General features: G+C 48.8%; 16 protein-coding genes. 8 read left to right on the forward strand and 8 right to left on the reverse strand.

The window, feature by feature from the left end; translation table 11 throughout:
* Positions 1-9: 9 nt before the first annotated feature.
* Positions 10-1443 (forward strand): DUF58 domain-containing protein, encoded by a 1434-nt coding sequence (locus tag Pan54_RS17030; protein ID WP_146504623.1) that lies wholly within the window; start codon positions 10-12, stop codon positions 1441-1443.
* Between the two features lie 136 nt (positions 1444-1579).
* Here the strand turns inward: Pan54_RS17030 and Pan54_RS17035 are convergent, their stop codons facing one another.
* The gene (locus Pan54_RS17035; protein ID WP_146504624.1) at positions 1580-2227 is read right to left on the reverse strand and encodes a D-sedoheptulose-7-phosphate isomerase; all 648 of its coding nucleotides are present in this window, start codon (positions 2225-2227) and stop codon (positions 1580-1582) included.
* 166 nt (positions 2228-2393) lie between these two features.
* Entirely contained in the window at positions 2394-3026 is a 633-nt protein-coding gene (locus Pan54_RS17040; RefSeq protein ID WP_146504625.1) for an NfeD family protein, read from the reverse strand.
* A 160-nt stretch (positions 3027-3186) separates the two neighbouring features.
* Here Pan54_RS17040 and Pan54_RS17045 point away from each other — a divergent pair, with 160 nt between their 5' ends.
* Positions 3187-3738 (forward strand): prolyl hydroxylase family protein, encoded by a 552-nt coding sequence (locus Pan54_RS17045; RefSeq protein WP_146504626.1) that lies wholly within the window; start codon positions 3187-3189, stop codon positions 3736-3738.
* 73 nt (positions 3739-3811) lie between these two features.
* Positions 3812-4945: an ADP-ribosylglycohydrolase family protein gene (locus Pan54_RS17050; RefSeq protein ID WP_146504627.1), complete on the forward strand. Its 1134-nt coding sequence runs from the start codon at positions 3812-3814 to the stop codon at positions 4943-4945.
* Positions 4946-4965: 20 nt separating this feature from the next.
* On the opposite strand, the gene Pan54_RS17055 is transcribed toward Pan54_RS17050, so the two are convergent.
* The 3 genes from Pan54_RS17055 to Pan54_RS17065 all read right to left on the reverse strand — a co-directional run bounded on the left by Pan54_RS17055 (position 4966) and on the right by Pan54_RS17065 (position 7319).
* Positions 4966-5757, reverse strand: a complete 792-nt coding sequence (locus Pan54_RS17055; protein WP_146504628.1) for an SDR family NAD(P)-dependent oxidoreductase — start codon at positions 5755-5757, stop codon at positions 4966-4968.
* Between the two features lie 126 nt (positions 5758-5883).
* Positions 5884-6888 carry a prenyltransferase/squalene oxidase repeat-containing protein gene (locus Pan54_RS17060; RefSeq protein ID WP_165441819.1) on the reverse strand — a complete coding sequence of 335 codons (1005 nt, stop codon included), beginning with the start codon at positions 6886-6888 and terminating at the stop codon, positions 5884-5886.
* 23 nt (positions 6889-6911) lie between these two features.
* Positions 6912-7319, reverse strand: a complete 408-nt coding sequence (locus Pan54_RS17065; protein ID WP_146504630.1) for a hypothetical protein — start codon at positions 7317-7319, stop codon at positions 6912-6914.
* Here Pan54_RS17065 and Pan54_RS17070 point away from each other — a divergent pair.
* The gene (locus Pan54_RS17070; RefSeq protein WP_146504631.1) at positions 7318-7506 is read left to right on the forward strand and encodes a hypothetical protein; all 189 of its coding nucleotides are present in this window, start codon (positions 7318-7320) and stop codon (positions 7504-7506) included. The two genes, Pan54_RS17065 and Pan54_RS17070, sit on opposite strands and share 2 nt — an antisense overlap.
* Here the strand turns inward: Pan54_RS17070 and Pan54_RS17075 are convergent.
* Complete coding sequence (locus Pan54_RS17075; protein ID WP_146504632.1) at positions 7498-8340, reverse strand: SOUL family heme-binding protein; 843 nt, start codon at positions 8338-8340, stop codon at positions 7498-7500. The genes Pan54_RS17070 and Pan54_RS17075 overlap by 9 nt on opposite strands.
* Positions 8341-8565: 225 nt before the next feature.
* Here Pan54_RS17075 and Pan54_RS17080 point away from each other — a divergent pair, with 225 nt between their 5' ends.
* The 3 genes from Pan54_RS17080 to Pan54_RS17090 all read left to right on the forward strand — a co-directional run bounded on the left by Pan54_RS17080 (position 8566) and on the right by Pan54_RS17090 (position 12755).
* The gene (locus Pan54_RS17080) at positions 8566-9246 is read left to right on the forward strand and encodes a peroxiredoxin family protein (protein WP_146504633.1); all 681 of its coding nucleotides are present in this window, start codon (positions 8566-8568) and stop codon (positions 9244-9246) included.
* 256 nt (positions 9247-9502) lie between these two features.
* A complete protein-coding gene (locus Pan54_RS17085; protein ID WP_146504634.1) occupies positions 9503-11302 on the forward strand; it encodes a serine/threonine-protein kinase in 1800 nt (599 codons plus the stop codon).
* Positions 11303-11438: 136 nt separating this feature from the next.
* Positions 11439-12755, forward strand: coding sequence for a DUF1501 domain-containing protein (locus Pan54_RS17090; protein WP_146504635.1), 1317 nt, complete (start codon positions 11439-11441; stop codon positions 12753-12755).
* 103 nt (positions 12756-12858) lie between these two features.
* Here the strand turns inward: Pan54_RS17090 and Pan54_RS17095 are convergent, their stop codons facing one another.
* Together Pan54_RS17095 and Pan54_RS17100 are read right to left on the reverse strand one after the other, a co-directional pair.
* Positions 12859-16059, reverse strand: coding sequence for a BamA/OMP85 family outer membrane protein (locus Pan54_RS17095; protein WP_146504636.1), 3201 nt, complete (start codon positions 16057-16059; stop codon positions 12859-12861).
* Between the two features lie 562 nt (positions 16060-16621).
* Entirely contained in the window at positions 16622-17401 is a 780-nt protein-coding gene (locus Pan54_RS17100) for an HAD-IIB family hydrolase (protein WP_146504637.1), read from the reverse strand.
* 272 nt (positions 17402-17673) lie between these two features.
* Here Pan54_RS17100 and tdh point away from each other — a divergent pair, with 272 nt between their 5' ends.
* Entirely contained in the window at positions 17674-18699 is a 1026-nt protein-coding gene (gene tdh / locus Pan54_RS17105) for an L-threonine 3-dehydrogenase (protein ID WP_146504638.1), read from the forward strand.
* The last annotated feature ends 40 nt before the right edge of the window (positions 18700-18739 follow it).

Here is an 18739-nt window from a genome sequence, read left to right on the forward strand (position 1 = left end):
AAATTTGCTATGTCTGTTTCCGAGACCAATTCCCGATATCTGATCGTTGCTGCCTGGGGCGCGATGATTCTTGGAATGGGGATTCTGCTTACGGAACTGGCCACCGGTATTTTGAATCGCACCCTTTGGTGGCCTTTCATGTGGCTGGCCTATCTGTTCATGCTCCTGACTTCCGTATGGGGGATGAAAACACTCCTCGAACTGCAGGGACAATCTGAATGGGAGCGGAATGATCACCTGCCTCTTCGCAATAAATCCCGCAAAAATTCTCCGGCAAAAAACCTCTGGAAACTGCCCATCGAAGGTCAGATGTATCTGCTCATGGCGATCATCATGTTACTGGGAGCGTTATTCGGGAAGACCAACACTCTGATGCTGATCTTCGCGTTGATGGCTGGGCCTTTCATTGTCAACGGTGGAGTTTCGTTTGCCATGACTCGCCGTTTACAAATCCAAAGACATCTTCCCGAACGGATTATGGCTGGTGAAACCGTCTCTATTGACATCTGTCTGGAAAACCGGAAACGGATTCTCTCCTGTTGTCTCGTCACTGTCGAAGATCGCATCATTGGGCCGCGGGAAATGCTCAATGGAAAATTAATTTTTGCTCAGGTTCCTGCACGACAATCTCGAACCGGTCGCTATCAGGCCCGCTTCGTCCAGCGTGGTCGCTATCGTTTAGGCCCTACGCGAATTGTTTCTCGTTTCCCACTCGGCATCGTCGAACGAGGACGACAAATGGAAACTTACGATGACCTGCTCGTATACCCGCGCATTGGTCACATCGCCACCTGGTGGAAACGTCGAATTTCCGATGGCCAGGAATCGAGCCGAACAGCCCAGGGCCGTTCGGGGGCTCATCAGGATGAATTTCATCGCATTCGAGAATATCGCCCCGGCGATGAATTACGTTCGATCCACTGGAAAACGACAGCTCGTCGCAACGAACTGATGGTTCGAGAATATCGACAAAACCGAGACCGTCGTCTCCTGCTGATTCTCGACCTGTGGACGAAAGACGCAAAGGCCGGGCAGGATATTTTCAATCGGGAAACGGTCGAAAATGCAGCCTCTCTAGCGGCGACTATTGGCTGGGGACACATTCAGGAATGCGGACCCCAGCAACTCGATTTCGTCTGCTTTGGAGCAGAACGGACCGAATGGATTCGTGGATCACGCACCGATCAGATGCACGGCTGGCTCGATCAACTTGCCTTGGCAGAACCGGGCAAAATATTCTCGCCGGCCAACATTCAGGAGGAAATTCTACAACGTCAATCCGGCACAACACGATGTGTTCTGCTCACAACACGCAAAGAAAAAGATTACCGGCTTGTCACATCCACAGGCGCCACAGAATCAATCATTAGCCAGAATGTCATGATCGTAGAAGCGACACCGGAAAAAACAGCCGAGTTCTTCCAGTTGGAAACGACTTCGTAGATACAACACAGGGCGAGCCGAGTCAGTCATGGCTCGGGTGGGATCGAGTCATCCGCAAGGTTCAACTTCAAATTTTGCACAATCATCATGAGAAAATCCGAGTCATAACTGACTCGGCTCGCCTCAATCTCATGACTTACGCAGCCTTACGCAATGGCAATGTCTGAGGTGCAGATTTGCTATCATAACGTCCGACACTGTTGATTTTCGCATGCACATCATTCAGCACCCAGTGGAAGGCGAGCATGTGGACGGATTCGACCATCCCCATGTCATCCAGCGGAACGTGCAGTTCGTGCTGAGCCGATTCACTCAGTTTTCCGCCCGTGTATCCAGTAATACCCCAGGTTGTGACCTGATGACAATTTGACCACTCGACCGCTTTGAGAATATTCGGGCTGTTACCGCTGCCGCTGATCGCAATCAGCAAATCGCCCGGCTGTGCAAAGTTTTTGAGCTGTTCGACAAAAATCCGATCGAAACCTTCATCGTTGCCCCAGGCTAGAATGTAGGGGGTGTTGTCGGTCAGACTCATCACACGAAGACGTTTGACGTCATCTTTTTCGAAGTCTTTGGGATCGAGCGTGCTCTTGCCGAGATCTTCACAAAAGTGAGACGAATTGGAGCCACTGCCGCCGTTGCCGCAGATGAAAACCGTCGTTCCCTGCTCGTAACATTGATAAATCGCATCACTCAAACCGACAATTTGAGAGGCATCGAGTTGTTTCAACAGTTCGCCGAAACGATTCATATAAGCTTCGACATTCAATTCCGTACCGAGCATAACTGCGACTCCTTCCGCAGGGCCAAAGAATCGAGGCCGTAAACCGTTCCGGTGTCAGGACTTAACCTCAATTCTGTCGATCTTTGATTTCAGTATTCGGAACTGTAATCGATCTGGAAAAACAGGCCTAGATGAGTTTGGTGTTGTAAGATCGACAATAAAGGATTTAAACATTCCCAACCAGCAGGAAGAACCAGGAAACAAGACCACCAGTAAGTGTGCCTGCGAACAGACAAAGTGCGGAAAGGGGAAATCCCAGATCCGAAGATACAGCGATCAGTACTCCGAGCATAGTAAATGCAACGCACGTGGCCGCTATCCACTCCGCCTGAGTCTGATGATTTTCTCGAGGAGCCGCGACTTCTGCCGCCATGGCGACAAACTTTTGTAGAGTTCGACCAGAAATTCCTCCCGCAACAGGTAAAAAGAGAGTAGATAATGTCAATGGTTCGCCTGAAATGAGAGCGTAGACAATTATCAAAACCCCAAATATTACACCGCAAAGTGTGTAGTTGACTTTCTCCACCCAGCTCGAAGAATATTCCAGAGGAGTTATCTCTGAGACTTTAGATTCAGCCAAAAGCTCCCCCTGATTGGTGATCTCAAACTCACTGTCATCGAATGCTCTCACGATGGGGCATTGAGATTCTCCCCCGACAATAACCACTTCCGTATCGGGATCAATCCAATTCCCTTCGGATCGTGCCTCGATAATCTTTTGATTCACCTCGACTTTTCCTGCCGGTTTAAGTGATCCCACTGTCTTTCCCGTGTCACCAATTCGTAACGGATTAGTCATGAATTGAATTCCTTTACCTAAACACTGAGATTATCAACAGGTCTGAGTTAAATCGTCGCGATATGAGATTCATTGATCATACTGAACATAAGGAAGATTACCGGTGTCGAAACTATCAAGATGTCAACCAAATATTTATTTCGACTGAAATGACTTTAGCATGCAGCGAATCGATCTGAAACTGGACTCTATTTTTCTCATCGAAGACTTCCTCACTCCCGAGGAATGCACCGATTATATTGCGCTCTCAGAATCAATCGGCTTTTTGGAAGCTCCCATCAGCACATCGTCCGGGCCTGAAATGCGCAAAGACGTACGAAATAATTCTCGAATTCTGCATACCGATGAAGAGCTGGCTGCTCGACTTTATGAAAGAGCAAAGCCGCTTTTGGTTCCCACTTGGTTTAATCGGGAAATCATCGGACTCAATGAACGATTTCGATTTTACCGTTACGAATTCGGACAACGCTTTGCCCCTCATTACGACGGACGCTATGACCGTGGAAATGGCGAACGAAGCGAATTCTCATTTCTGATTTATCTGAACGATGACTATGAGGGTGGTTTGACACGATTCTTTGAGCCGGAGCGACATTCTGTCTGGCCGAAAACGGGCACGGCACTGGTGTTCTATCATCGCCAACTTCATGAAGGAGCGATGCTGGAAAGTGGCGTTAAATATGTTTTGAGAACTGATGTGATGTACGCATGAAACTGATTACAATATTTTCTATATGAAACATAAAACTTCAATTCATCAACAAGTTGAATAAAGCCATTTTAACATGACGGTATCACACATCAGAGGCTGCATTCTGGGAACGGCCGTGGGTGATGCTTTGGGGTTACCTTATGAAGGTGTTTCTCCTCGGCGAGCACAAAAAATGCTCGGCTCTCCGGTTCGGTATCGTTTCTTTTTCCGACGCGGCATGGTTTCGGATGATACCGAACATACGTGCCTGGTCGCACAATCGCTGATTGCTACGAATTTTGATTTGGAGACACTTCCCCAAGATTTTGCCCGCCGACTGCGCTGGTGGTTTTTGGCACTTCCTGCTGGAATCGGTCGTGCCACATTCAGAGCGTGTCTGAAGTTGTGGATTGGTTATTCACCAGCAACAAGTGGAGTTTACTCGGCTGGGAATGGACCTGCGATGCGGGCGGCTATCATTGGAGCAGTGATTGACGATCTTGAGAATCTTGAGGAGTTTGTCTGGGTCATATCTCGTATTACTCATTCAGACGAGAAGGCGGCTTGGGGAGCAATTGCCGTCGCACTGGCAGCTCAACATTCTCGACAACTGAATCCAATCAATCGTCAGAAGTATCTTGATCAACTCAAATCAATCATTGAACGAAGGTGCAATGGACTCCTTGAAGCAAGAGCCGCGATCTCTGAAGTTGATGAGCGTTTTACTTTGACACCCGATGAGGTTAAGTCGAATCGAGAGATTGTTAATTTATTACAGGCAGCCGTTGACAGTGTCACGCAAAAAGAATCGACAATGGATTTTGCATTAAGTCTTGGACTTAAAAAGGGCGTGTCAGGCTATACCTATCACACAGTACCCGTCGCCATTCACGCCTGGTTATCGCATCCGCGTGACTATCGAGCTGCTGTGATGTCTGTCATTGAATGCGGTGGCGATGCCGATACGACGGCGGCTATTGTCGGAGGGATTGTCGGCTGTGGAGTTGGAGAGGAAGGGATTCCCAATGAGTGGATTTCGAAACTTTGGGAATGGCCAAGGAGTGTCAACTGGATGCGAAGACTGGCCGATCAACTGGCCGACTCAAAGAATCATTCGAAACCGATGGATCCGATCAAGCTCAATTTTATTGCCGTCCTGTTTCGCAATCTGTTCTTTCTGGTCATCGTCCTGCTGCACGGATTTCGACGACTGCTTCCGCCCTATTGATGGTGAAATCGTGTCAGAAATCAAAACGCACTCTTCACAACTCCGCCATCAACGCGCAAAGCCGCGCCCGTCGTTGCTGAGGAAAGTGGACTGGCAACGTAAGTTGTCAAAGAGGCGACTTCTTCTGGAGTTGCAAAACGTTGGATGAGGGAAGTCGGGCGGACATTGTTGAAGAATTCTTTTTCGTATTCGTCGAATGATTTTCCTTCTTCATCAGCAAGTTTGCCGACGAACTCTTTGACGCCACGGGAGGATGTCGGTCCGGGGAGGATGCTGTTGACTGTGATACCAGTTCCCGACACGGTTTCGGCCAGTCCTCGGGCAATCGCGATTTGAGCAGTTTTGGTCATGCCGTAGTGGATCATTTCTTCGGGGATCTGGATAGCACTTTCGCTGGAAATGAAAATGATACGTCCCCAGTCTTTCTGCTTCATTGAGGGCAAATAGAGTCGGCAAAGTCGCACACCACTGAGCACGTTGACTTTGAAGAATCGAATCCAGTCTTCATCGGGAATCTCTTCAAACGCCTTCGGCTCAAAGATCCCCAGATTATTCACCAGAATTTCGACGTCCGGGAACTCCCGAGCAATCTCTTCGGCTCCTTCTGCAGTGCTTAAATCGCCGGCAAAGCCGAGAACTTTTCCATTTCCAATCTTTTCCAGTTCGGCAACGGCTTTATCGACGGACTGTTGCGAACGACCGTTCACAATCACCTCGGCTCCTTCGCGAAGCAGAGATGCGGCAATCGCATTTCCGATACCCGCAGTGCTGCCTGTAACCAATGCCCGTTTGTTTTTGAGTTGCAAATCCATGATCGTCTTTTCTGTCTTAGTCGTCAGCAATCAGCTGTGAATGACAATTTTTAAAGTTAGTAAGTCAAATAGAAATAATTTGACTTACTTCTGTCATATCCCATCTGCCACGAACTTCAACAGCAATTACGGTTTTGAATTCTCCAGCGTTTCCAGTAGTCCGATGGTCGCCCAGGCTGTTCCCCAGTAGACAGCGGTTTCTTCTACGTTCTCTTTCTTCTTGGCCTTCGTACCTTGGACCGACCACGAGCCATCTTCTACTTGTGTGGATGTCAGAAAGTGGATCGCTTTTTGAATGGAAGGATCATCATTGGATACGCCTACTCGTTTGAGTGCATAGAGAGCCTGCCCAGTCGCCAATGCATCACCCGGCTCTGAGGTTAACCAGCCCCAGCTGCCATCGTCCTGCTGAAGTGACTTAAGCCTTTCAATTTCAGATTGCACACGTGCCGTTTCACCTGTGATGTCGGCGAGCAAAATTTGAGCCGCATACCATTCGGTGCTTAAGCCGGGTGTCGACTTTGTCAGCCATTCATGAGCTTTCATATCAGCTGTTGCGATTCGCTCATCTTGACTCGCTGAATGAAGAGCGATGAGATTCCACATCGTACTGACCTGAGCGGTTTCTGCTGCAGGACGTTTCTGTAGCGGCAGTTGACCGGCTGGTTTCCATGAGCCATCCTCCAGCTGAGTTTTTAGAATCATTTCCACAAACTGCTGTTTCGCTTCTGCAGGAAGCGGAACGGACGAATCGTCCGGGTGGGCGATGATTAACTGAGTCAGTCCGTCGACATTTAACTCGCCGGAGAGAGCAGTCCCCTCCTCATTTGGTTCAACCGATTTCGCAATCGACCATTCGAGCCACTCTTTTGACTTGTCCGCAGTTGCTGTAAACCCTGCCGATGCAGCCTTGTTGAAACTCCAGGTCTGAAAGCTGACTCGATGGCAGGTGACACACTTTTTGTCCTCAATCCAGGAGACGCCCGCTTCTTCAAGATAAGGCAGACTTTTCTCGATGGTTTTTCGGACAGTCGCTTCAGAAATCAAATCAGCTGCATTGGAAGAAGTATTGAATGTGACCAGTAACATCCAGGCAAATGCAAAAGACAGGTCACGGGTTTTGGGGTTCATTATAAAAGCCCTTATTAAATATCTCATGCGTTATTATCAATCTTTGCAGGGATATTTGCAATCGCCTGTGCGAATTCATCAATTGTATTGATGTCGTCCATGCAAAAAAAGAAAGAATTCTGTTTGTCGGGTTGGGAACTGATGACCGTGTTCACCACCGAAAATTGAAAGGAGGGTTGCAGTTTATGGACATTTAAATCGTCAATCAGATGAGCATCGCGATGAATTTTGGTGGATGGGACTTCAAAAAAATCTGAAATGGCCTGGCGTATTTTCAGTAAAAGATCCGAATTTTCTGTGGGATGTGCAGCCAGAAAATGCTCATCTGATTGGTCATCGAGGGAACGCAGCATATCTCCCACACGAGTATTGTATTTCTTGAACTGAGAGTAGTCGCGTAGCATCAGCAGAAAGTTCGCCAAGAACACCATGCCTGCCATCATTCCAGAGACGCCGAGTGAAATTGCAAAACGGCTCGACCAACTTCCCTCGACAACGAACAAAGAGACTAAACATGCGATGCAGAAAACAACGCCAGCGAGTGCTCCAGAACATCCGAGAATCATGCGCATGATGTCAGGGTTTACCAATTCAGAATGCTTGAATCTGTTATTTTAACTCAACAGGAATCTGAACCTCATAGTATCGCATAAAGCTGGGAACCATTGGGGAATTGTACCCAAGTTTTCTCAAATTTCCGCTGATCTTGTATTTGGGGTGATCGACGAGCCACTCTTCCAGTTTTTCTCGAGCCGCTTCGACTTCCTGCTCATTCATATTGCCACGGCAGCCGATTGAGACCACCTGCATCGCGGGAACATCTTTCACGACGACACTCGAATCAGCTTGGTCATTCCCAGGTTTTCCCAAATCCTGATCGCGATACAAAAACGCCATCGAGGCTTCGTTGGCGTTTTCATTGTTGGAGTCGTAGCCAATTTCCACGGGAGCGGTCATCGCGATTTTGTTCCGCTTGATATGATTAAACAGCATCCAGAAGCTGCGATTACCGGAGTCTTTCATCTGAACTTCTGCCATTCGATATTCAGGGTACTTCTTGAATTCAATCACATGCAGAGGAGTCCATTCTGGAAAGCCAACAGGCTGTTTGGCTTCTCCGACTGGCCGAAATGTGATCGACTCCTGACAATTTCGTAAAGCCTTTTGAAACTGACTGGCGTCGGACCTATTTTTATAGTCCTTAATGGCATCATTAAGTAATTCCACGGTATAGTGATTCGGGTTTAAAGTGGCTCTTGCCTGCTCAGCAGCATCGAGTAATGCTGCACCCCCGTCTTCGTTTCGGCTACTTTTCTGAATCGCCTGCTTGAGCAGACCAGCTGCTTTTGTTTCCGTTTCAGAGATTTTCTCCGCTGAGATTCCCGAGGTGACCATGGTGAGACCTGTCGCAAGTATGTATCCGACACGTAGGATGGGATGGAAAATTCTCATGAGTGTCTCCCCTGTGAGTGATTGAATGTGTGTGAGGTCGGTCCAGTGCCGTTCCTTTCCCTGACTTGATTTTTGCACACATTGGATAATTTCCAACTGCAATTATGGGAACTGTGTTATCGAAGAGAGCGGAAGCCGATTCACATTATCGGGTGAAACGTTTACGATAGAATCCTCAAGACGTGGCACATGATATTGTTTCTGAAATGAACTGGGTGGCTAACGATGGATTTTACTCGTTGTTTGACGACAATTCTCAGCGTCAGTCTGATCATCAATCTTCAGGGATGTTCTGGAGACTCTGATGACGGTCCGAATCCCAAATATTCGACTGGTCTGGGTGATACGACTGCAGTAACAACTTACAATTATGATGAGGTCACTCCCGAAAACATCGTCTTTAAAGACGAATTATCTTCAAATGTCGCCCCACCGGCTGGCCTCGAAGATCTGTCATTTCTCGACACCACTGGCCAAAAGGTTGCCCTCAAGGACCTGCTTGGCAAAAAAAATGTGGTTCTGATTTTTACCCAGGGATTTTATGGAACTCTCTGCCCTTACTGTACCACTCAAACCGCTCGACTTGTTGCTAATTACGAAAAATTTCAAGAGCTTGATACCGAAATCCTGGTGGTCTATCCCGGTGAAAAATCTCACTTGGAAGAATTTATTCAAGCGGCCACCAAAACGGAAAAGAATCAGGTCGAGACGGTTCCGTTTCCGCTTCTGCTGGACGAAGATCTGGTTGCGGTCGACTTTTTCGATATCCGTTCGCAAAGTGCTCACCCTTCAACGTATGTGATCGATAAGCAGGGAAATGTGTTGCTGGCTTATGTCGGCAAAGATCACACCAACGATCGCCCTTCGGTGAATCGGATTCTGGAAAGTCTTAAAACGGAGAATTAAGTCATGTTTCAATAAACTGAGGAATAATCATCAAACTGCAAAAAGATAGGTACACACCAGATTAACGATAAAACATTATTGCCTGGGTGGCAGGTGGGCTCCGCTTCTGCGCAAGCCCCCGGAAGTTCTACGATTCGGGGGCTTCTCTTCGAGAGCGCCCCCGCCACTCAGGAAAACCTTTTAAAGTGACTGACGAAGTTCGACGTCTCTCTTTAATCATGTCAGGCAGTGCCTGACCGACGAAGTCCCTGCGTTAATGAATAAGAACTCTGATACTCCTGAATCGACACTCATTACTCTGGCCGTGAAGCAAGGTTATTTGAGCGAGGACGCAGCTGAACGTCTCTTCAACGAAGCTAGAGAACAGGCCATTTCAACACTCGATCTGGCTTATCAACAAGGGGTACTCAACCCTCAGGACGTTGAGCAGTTGACTCCATTGCAGAATCCACTGGGAACGGTGCCCGATTATCAGATCCTCGATTTGCTGGGCGTCGGGGGAATGGGAGCAGTCTACAGTGCCCGTCAACTGAAACTTGATCGAGTCATCGCGCTGAAATTGATGAAGCAGGGCGATGCCAACTCGGCTTCCCGCTCTCATCAGGAAGCCAAACTCGTCGCACGGTTACGTCATCCAAACATCATCACTGCTTACGATTACGGCGTGAGCCAAGGTCGTATCTTCCTGGCGATGGAAATGATCGATGGCCAAAGCCTGCTCGAATTTGTCAATGAAAAAGGATCGCTCGACGAACGGCTGGCATTGAAGCTCCTTCGACAAGTCGCAGCTGCGTTGTCTTACGCGACCGAGCAGGGAATTACGCATCGCGATATTAAGCCGGGGAACCTGTTACTGACGCGAGACGATACCGGATTGCAGCAAGATTCAAACATCCCGATTGTTAAAGTCGCAGACTTTGGTCTGGCCCGGTTTATGGGAGACATCAACGAGACACGACTGACACTCGATGGCTCGACGTTAGGCACTCCCGCTTACGCTGCTCCCGAGCAGATGCAGGACTCGAATGTCGATGAACGAGCAGACATTTATTCATTGGGAGCGACGCTTTACTTCATGCTGCACGGGGAAAGTCCATGTTCTGGACAATCCGTGATGAAGGTCATCTCTAACAAACTCAATGGAGATATCGGCTGGTCGCGAAAATTGCCCGACTCCTGCTCTGAGGCTTGCCAGGATCTCGTCAATGTGATGACAACGCCCGAGCCCGAAAATCGACTCAGCGATTATGTCGACATCATTCGACGAATAGATGACATACTGCAGGACACACTCTCTACAGAGGATCGTAACAAACGGTCCGCTCAAAAAGGAAAATCCTGGCGTCCATCCAATAAGCATATGACACTTCTGAAATGGAGTGTTTTTGCACTCGCGTTGACCTGCGGGATATTGATTGCCTTTCAATGGACTCCTGAGACGAAGTCACCGGAATTCGTCCGTGCCGATTTAAAAGCCTCCAATATGCAGGCCCCTCCATTATTTAACGGGGTCAGTGTCCCATTACGCGGTGCAAAATCGGGTACCTGGCGGACAACTACCGAAACACTCGAAAAAGGATTAACGGGAGCAACCGTTCTTTCCGGAATGAACGGGACTCATGAATTTAAGTTCCCGGGTAAAGGTTTTGAATTGTATCAACTCCAGTTGAGCGTCAACCCTCTGGAGAATGCCCGGGTTGATTTGCTACTGGGCAGTGAAAAGCAGATTCAGAGGACGACCATTCGTTTGCAAGACCAGCAAATTCAGCTGGGAATAACGACATCGGCTTCCCAGGAATTCTCGCCTCTGGAAAACTTTTCCGCTCTCCCCTTTTCTGAAACCGGAGAACAGCCGCGGTATCAACGATTGACGATGGTGCATCAAGCGGATGGCTGGATTATCTCTGTGAATGGTGAGGAACTCGGAGCTGTTTACAATCAGTTGGACGAACATCCTCACCAGTTTGATTTGCAGGTGACGGAGGGAATGGCTCACTTCTCCGATTTTCGGGTCGTCCAGTTAATCCCCGCTCTCAATGCAAATACTGGTCAATAAACCTGACTTATTGATCAGTAGTTCATATTCGATTTGACTTTTGTATCACACTTATACGATACTTACATTCAGATAAACTGATCGATTTCAGTGATCTCCTGCTCTCCTACCTGTGATTCTTCCTGAGGATACCGAGATGCCCGCAAAGACTGCCTGTTCCTCTTATTTTCAACTTCCAAATATTTCTCGACGTGGATTTCTACAGGCTGGATCATTAGGTGGACTTGGAATTTCCTTGTCGGGAATTTTGCGATCAGAAGCACTGGCGATGGGTTCAAGCATCGCCCCCAAAGCGAAATCGGTTATTCTGCTCTGGCTGCAGGGTGGCGTATCTCATCACGATACTTTCGACCCGAAACCTTATGCTCCCGCCAACATACGGGGCGAACTGAATACGATTCAGACAACATTGCCGGGGGTTAACTTCACAGAGCATTTACCAAAACTCGCGGGGATGACTGATCAGCTAGCCATCATTCGGAGTGTGACACATACTGAATCTGCTCATCAGCGTGGTTCAATGTACATGGTTGAGGGCCGCCGTCCTCCCAAGGCGACTGGCGTAAATGCCTCTGGATATCCCGAATTAGGATCAATTGTCGCACACGAACTTGGAATGCGTTCGGGCTTGCCCGCGTTTGTCAGCATTCCCGGTAACGACTTCACATCTCGATTCACCGGTTCCGGTTATCTGCCTCCTTCTGTGGAAGCCTTTCGCGGCACCGAAAGCAATTCGCTGAAACCGGATCAGCGCGTGACGATGGACCGCTTCGCCGAACGTGTCGAATTGCAACGCTCTCTGTGTCAGCAATCCGCAACAACAGCTGCCCCCTGGGATACTTTCAATGAGCAGGCGATTGAGATTATTTCGACCGGCAAAGGAGCAGCGGCTTTTGACTGGCAACAGGAATCAACAGCAACCCAGGAACGCTACGGCATCACTTCTGGACGCAAAGGGCAAATGGGACAATTAACCTTAACCGCCCGTCGACTGATTGAAGCGGGAGTTCGTTATGTCACCGTCGGCCGTAACAGTTGGGATCATCACAGCAATATTTTCCCGCTACTCAAAGACCGCGTACCACGCGTCGACGATGCGATGTCCGGACTTATTCAGGATTTGCAGGAACGAAATCTACTGGATGAAACACTCGTCATCTGTATGACGGAATATGGGCGAACTCCGAAAATCAATTCGCAAGCAGGTCGCGATCATTGGCCGAACGCCTTCAGCATTCTGTTTGCCGGAGCCGGGATCAAAACCGGGCAGGTCATTGGGGCCAGCGACAAAGATGGGGCAGCCGTCCAGGATCGCCCCGTTTCTCCGGAAGAAATCGCCGCAACAATTCTGCATCTGACCGGCATCAATCCTCATCACGAATACATGACTCAGGATGGCCGTCCGATCATGTATGTCGATTACGCACAACCGATCGCAGAATTGCTGTCGTAGTATCGAGTCCGCTTTATCCAGCAATGCCGACTTCGACCTGACGAAGTGTTTCCACTGGGTTACAGAATGATCGCTGACTGATTATCTGTCATTCACATTCTTGTTATCGGGTCAAACCGATATAGAACGAGAAGATCTGGCGGATGTCGGTTTCCTGTTTCACGACTGGGAAGGCCCAGTCGAGTGCGATTGGCACAGGTCCCATTTGAGGCACTGTGATACGCAGACCTGCTCCGACAGAAACTCGGAATTCTTCGAGAGAAACGGCATTGTCAACCGTACCAAAGTCTGAGAAGGCGACGACCCGCAAGGCTTCGTTGGCCATTACTGGCAGCATGTATTCCACGGTGCCGAGTGTCTGGAAGTAACCCCCGACGGCTGCTCCGTTGGTACCGATGTTATCCGGTTCGAGTGGTGTCACCGAACGGAATTCAAATCCGCGGAATGTCTGGAATCCCCCGGCAAAGTACCGTTCGAAAGTTGGTGTTCCGTCAGTTGTATATCCGACATTTCCACGGAATGACAGGACATGTTTTCCGCCACCGTCGGGTCGTTGATAAGTTGTGAAATACTGACTTCCCATTAAGTCAATTTTGGTGAAATCAAAATCGGCAAAGGCTTGTTCGATACTGGTCGAAACGTTGAATCCTTCTGTTGCCAGATAGGTAGAATCTCGGGTGTCATAAGCGAGTGTACCACGACCGGTCGCCAGGAAATTGGATCCGACAACTTCATCGATTGAAGGAGCCAGTCCAACGGGAAGCCGAGGATTATTGATGTCGACTTTTTCGAGTCGCAAAGCCGTATTGAATGAGAGTTCTTTTGTCAGCAGTTTACCAACATTCACCCGGCCACCCAAACGGGTTTCGTTGTAGTCGCGGAAGAATCGCTCGTAGAAGAAGCCACTCACGCCGAGACTGTAATCGGTATCGAGAAAGTAGGGATCGGTCCAGCTGGCCAGGTATCGACTGACCTGACTTCCCGGAGTTGCCTCAAGACGAAACTGTTGCCCGCCACCACGAAACGCATAACCATCTACCACATCTCGGAAGCTTGTTGGAAAGCGGCCGATATCGAAATTCTGTTCTTCAAGCACGATGTTACCGACGACACCAGAGTCGGAGTTCACACCGGCTCCGACCATGAAACGTCCTGTTCTGGCTTCTGAAAGATACACGTCCAGATCGACATAGCCTGGTGGCAACTGAGGATTTTGAAACTGAGGCCCCAGTAAATCCCCTTGCGGTGTCTGGCTGTAAATCATATTGGGTGGGGCATTGTAGTTGTCGTAATTCTGAGCACGAACAACCGGTTGCTCACCATTGGCATCCATAACCTGCACAGGTGTCGATAGAAACGGTTCGGTCCCATCAAAAAAGACGACGTCATTCGTGGGATCGAGCGGTTGGTAAAGTAAAAGTTCGGTCGTATCTGGTCGCTGCGTTCGTTCTTCCCGATAGTAGCGGGTTTCCGGAATTGCCTCGACAGGTTTCAAGGTATGACCACCTCCGGGAATCGGACTCGTGACATGAGCTCTTCCGCGAGGATTTACTTCTGTTCTTAAAGTCGTCGGGACAAACTCTGTGACCGGTGCCGAATTGGGAATCAAATCGGCCGGGAAGTCTTTGCCAAAGTAGTCATCCGATCCTCGATAAATGTTGGTGTCACGAGGAGCATCCTGAGCTAGATAGGTCGGATTGGCGACAGGACGGATGTTAATTTCAGGAGCATCAGGACCACCCGCTTCCCAGGTTGCAGCTCCGGCAAAGCGGGCACGCGACTTGCGAATCTTTTCAGGATCGGCCAGATCTCCTGGTGCGACGAGCAGTTGGTTGAGAGCCACCGTCTCTTTCGTGTGAGACTGCTGTCCGCGAATATGTACATTCACCATACCGATTTTGTAAACGCGGTCTTCATCAATCGTCAGCTTCAAATCGACAACACCCGGTTCTTTTGTGAAGACGGTTTCCGTATTCACTTTGGCAAATAACCGGCCGAGTTGTCCGTATTTGTCCTGCACACCAGCGACATCTGTTGCCAAGTCTCGGGCACTGAAGTATTCGCCTTCAATGACTTCAAATTCTCCCAGCAATTCCTCATTGCTGTAGATTTGATTTCCTTCGAGCAGAAAGTTCCGAATTTTATAACGGGGGCCTTCTTCAATCTGATAAGTTACAGTGACGAGGGATTGATCTTCAGAGAACTCTACGGCATCGGTCACTTGAACATCAAAGTAGCCAATGTTGTGATAATACTTTTTGACAGCGACGACATCTTCCGGGATGGTTGTCGGATCGTACTGACCACCAAAGTACCAGAGAAATCGCTTTTTGGTGTTCAATCGCAATTTGAGCAGTTCAGAAGAGACTTCTTGATTCCCCTCAAATCGAACGGTTTTAACTTTAACCTTCGGACCTTCTTTAATGGCAAAGACGACCGAACGATCATCGGGAGATTCTCCCGTCTGCAATGCGACTTCAGCAAACAGATATCCCTTCTGTTTGTAAAATTCGTGGATTCGGCGAGCCGCTTCACGATTTGTCGCTACCGAAAAGGCATGCAACGGTTTCAGACCGGTGATCCCTGCCAGTTCTTTTTCTTTAATATTTTCGTTTCCGACATATTCCACACTGCGAAGAATTGGACGCTCGGCAACTTTAAAAACCAGAACCAGCCCGGCGTCCGTTCGGCGATAAACCGGCGAGATGCTGAAGAACCATTTTGTGTTGTACAGAGATCGCACATCATCCCGAACCTGATCTTCCGTCACCGGGCGGCCTGGACGAGTTTTGATGTAACCAGACATGGCGGCAACCGGAATGGTGGTTGCACCCTCAATTTGGACATCGACAATATCCTCACCCCGCTTGGGCTGGACTGCAGAAGTCTGTGTGATGGGAGGAAGAGAATTGTAAGAAGTTGGGCGAACCATTTCCTGAGTCAGTTCGTCACTCCCAGCAGGTGATGCTTCCAGACGAGGCTGACGACTGGGGGCAGAGGCTGTTTGCGACGGTGAAGAAAATGCATTTGCAAAAGCAGGATCGACATTGTCGGGACTCTGCCCTCGAATAATCGGTTCTTCTTCGGAAAAGAGAACCGGCACTGAGAGTGGACCAACACATCCGGTGCTCATCACAACAGCGATCAGGCACAACGAAAACCATGTTCGACTTCGACCCATAAATATCGTCGCCCCGCTACTTAGGAAAACCTGGTCAATCCGGTAAGGAGGGGATACGCCGAGCACGAGCCGCATTTGGGACTTGCGACTGTGTTCTGTTGAAGACCAGCTGGATTTGATCATGAGTCGACCTGACGCTGATTCGCGTATTGGACACCGGATTGGTGGAGATTGATTGGAATTGAGGAAACCCCATGCAGATCATCCCGGCTCAGTGGCTTTTTCAAACCGCCTGTTCCGAGACTTATTCATTCAATTTGCCGAGAAGGCATCGATTGAAACGATCAAAATCATGGAATTCCCGCAAAGATATCTGTTTGTGAGACGCGTAGAAGTAACTGAAATCGCCTTTTTGGAGCAAGACGAGTTTGTTATGAGGGGTTTTAAGTCCAGATTTGGGGCGACTTAACGCAAAGTTTGCACCCGGAGAAATTTTTCGAAAAAACTTAGGCGACGCATGCCCCCTAAGCTACCCAGGCTGGTGATGAGTTGGTAGTTCCGAGAAAAGATCATTTTTCCGCGAGCAAAAATTACACATCAATAAGAGTAAATGTAACTGCCTGAACTCGAAGATTCCAAGGAAATGATTGGATTGAGATCTCGATGAAGCGAACACAAGACACTTATGAAAGCAAATAAATCATGCAAACCCTCTGTAATATGAATACGTTTAATCGCACTATTTCTAACTGGAAAGCATATGGTCAAGAACTCTCGTCATCGCTTCGGCCCAGCCTTTTGAGCCGGGGAATGCTGCGATGATTTTGTGGGGATGTTCAAAATGCAGCCGGATAGTACCATCGGGAGCGGGAACGACGACTGCGATATTTGCCCATTCAAGCATCGGCTGATCGATCGGGCTATCTCCTAAGGCGACCGAAGTTAAAGTCTTATCGCAACTATCTGAAATTCGTTGATAAACCGCCGCTGCTCCGCGACCTTTATCGGTTTGTCCTGCGACATGCCAGAAACGACCTCCGCGTGTCAACTGCAGTTGATGCTTTTGAAGTTCTTCCCGAAACGGCTCTATTCGAGCATCGTCGTCTTCCCAGAGCATTGGTTCCGTACAATACCGTTGAGCAGCCAGATTCGCTCTCTCAATCGAAAGTCCTGTCGCTCGAACAATGCCTTCGACACCCAGGTCTCGAAATGAGGAAAACTGATACTGTTGTTTGCAATCACTCAGAACATCCAGAATTTTCTCCCGATCTGCTCCCAGAACCGTCCGGTCTCCCGCAGCGTCCCAGCAGACAACGCCCCCATTTTCGCAGATGATTGTTGGACTGGCGTCAAGTTCCTCAGCTAATGGTCGCATCTCGGCTTCCGTTTTACTGGAGCAAAGCACCAGTGGAATCTGCAACTTTTGCAGGTGATCCAGAACGGGTAATGCAGGCTCATAACTATAATCTCCATGATTAAGCAGGCAGCCATCGAGATCCGTAAACACAATCATTGGAACAGGCATTGTAATTCACTCTTTCCGTCCGGGCTCAATGAGTCCTCATAAGGTGTCTGAGGATAAGCGGAGTCAAAATCTACGACACTGGAGTTTTTCGGTATTACGACAACAGCCACCATGTTGTGCCCAGAATATTAATTCATCCCCTGATATTGCACAGCGCTGATCGGTTCATACTTACTGAAATAAAACTGCGGATCTCTGACCCTAGGAATCGGTTTATAACTCTTTAAAATCAACTTCCACAAGGTATCTGATCTCACTGAAAGAGCAACTTCATGAAGGCACTGGTTAAGAGTCATTCCAAAGAAGGTTTGTGGCTGGAAGATGTTCCGGAGCCCACAATCAGCATCAATGATGTTCTCATCAAAATCGATCGCACAGGGATCTGCGGGACCGATGTCCATATTTATAACTGGGACAGCTGGGCTCAGAAAACAATTCCTGTGCCGATGGTGGTTGGGCATGAATTTGTCGGTGAGATTGTCGAAATCGGCTCCAATGTCGCCGACTTTCGTGTGGGCGATATTGTCAGTGGGGAAGGCCATGTTGTTTGTGGGCGCTGTCGAAACTGCATGGCCGGTCGCCGGCATTTGTGTGCCGATACCAAAGGGATTGGCGTGAATCGTCCCGGAGCATTTGCGGAATATATTTCGTTGCCCATGACAAACGTCTGGCATCACGATCACAGTATCGATCGCGACATCGCCTCGATTTTCGATCCCTTCGGGAATGCCGTCCATACTGCACTCACGTTTCCGGTTCTGGGAGAAGATGTGTTGATCACTGGAGCCGGTCCGATCGGCTGCATGGCCGCGGCGGTTTGTCAATATGCCGGAGCTCGATATGTCGTGGTCTCCGATGTGAACCCCTGGCGTCTTGAACTCGCTAAGAAAATGGGGGCGACTCATGTGGTCGATGTTCGCAGCGAATCGATTGCCGATGTCCAGAAACATCTGGGAATGCACGAAGGTTTTGATGTTGGACTGGAAATGTCCGGAAATCCTCACGCCTTCCACGACATGATCGACAACATGTGCCACGGCGGGAAAATTGCCATGCTCGGAATTCCCGAAGGAGAAATGGCGATCGACTGGAACAAGGTCGTCTTCAATATGTTGACCATCAAGGGCATCTATGGTCGGGAAATGTACGAAACCTGGTACAAAATGACCGTCATGATTCAGGGCGGGCTGAACATTACCCCCATTATTACTCATCGCTTCCATTACAGCGATTTTCAGGAAGGTTTTGACATCATGCGTTCCGGCATGTCCGGAAAAATTGTCCTGAACTGGAACTAAACGGACAGACGTGAGGCCTGCTGCATTTACGCAACATCCC

The organism is Rubinisphaera italica (genome assembly GCF_007859715.1).
Taxonomy (GTDB): Bacteria; Planctomycetota; Planctomycetia; order Planctomycetales; family Planctomycetaceae; genus Rubinisphaera; species Rubinisphaera italica.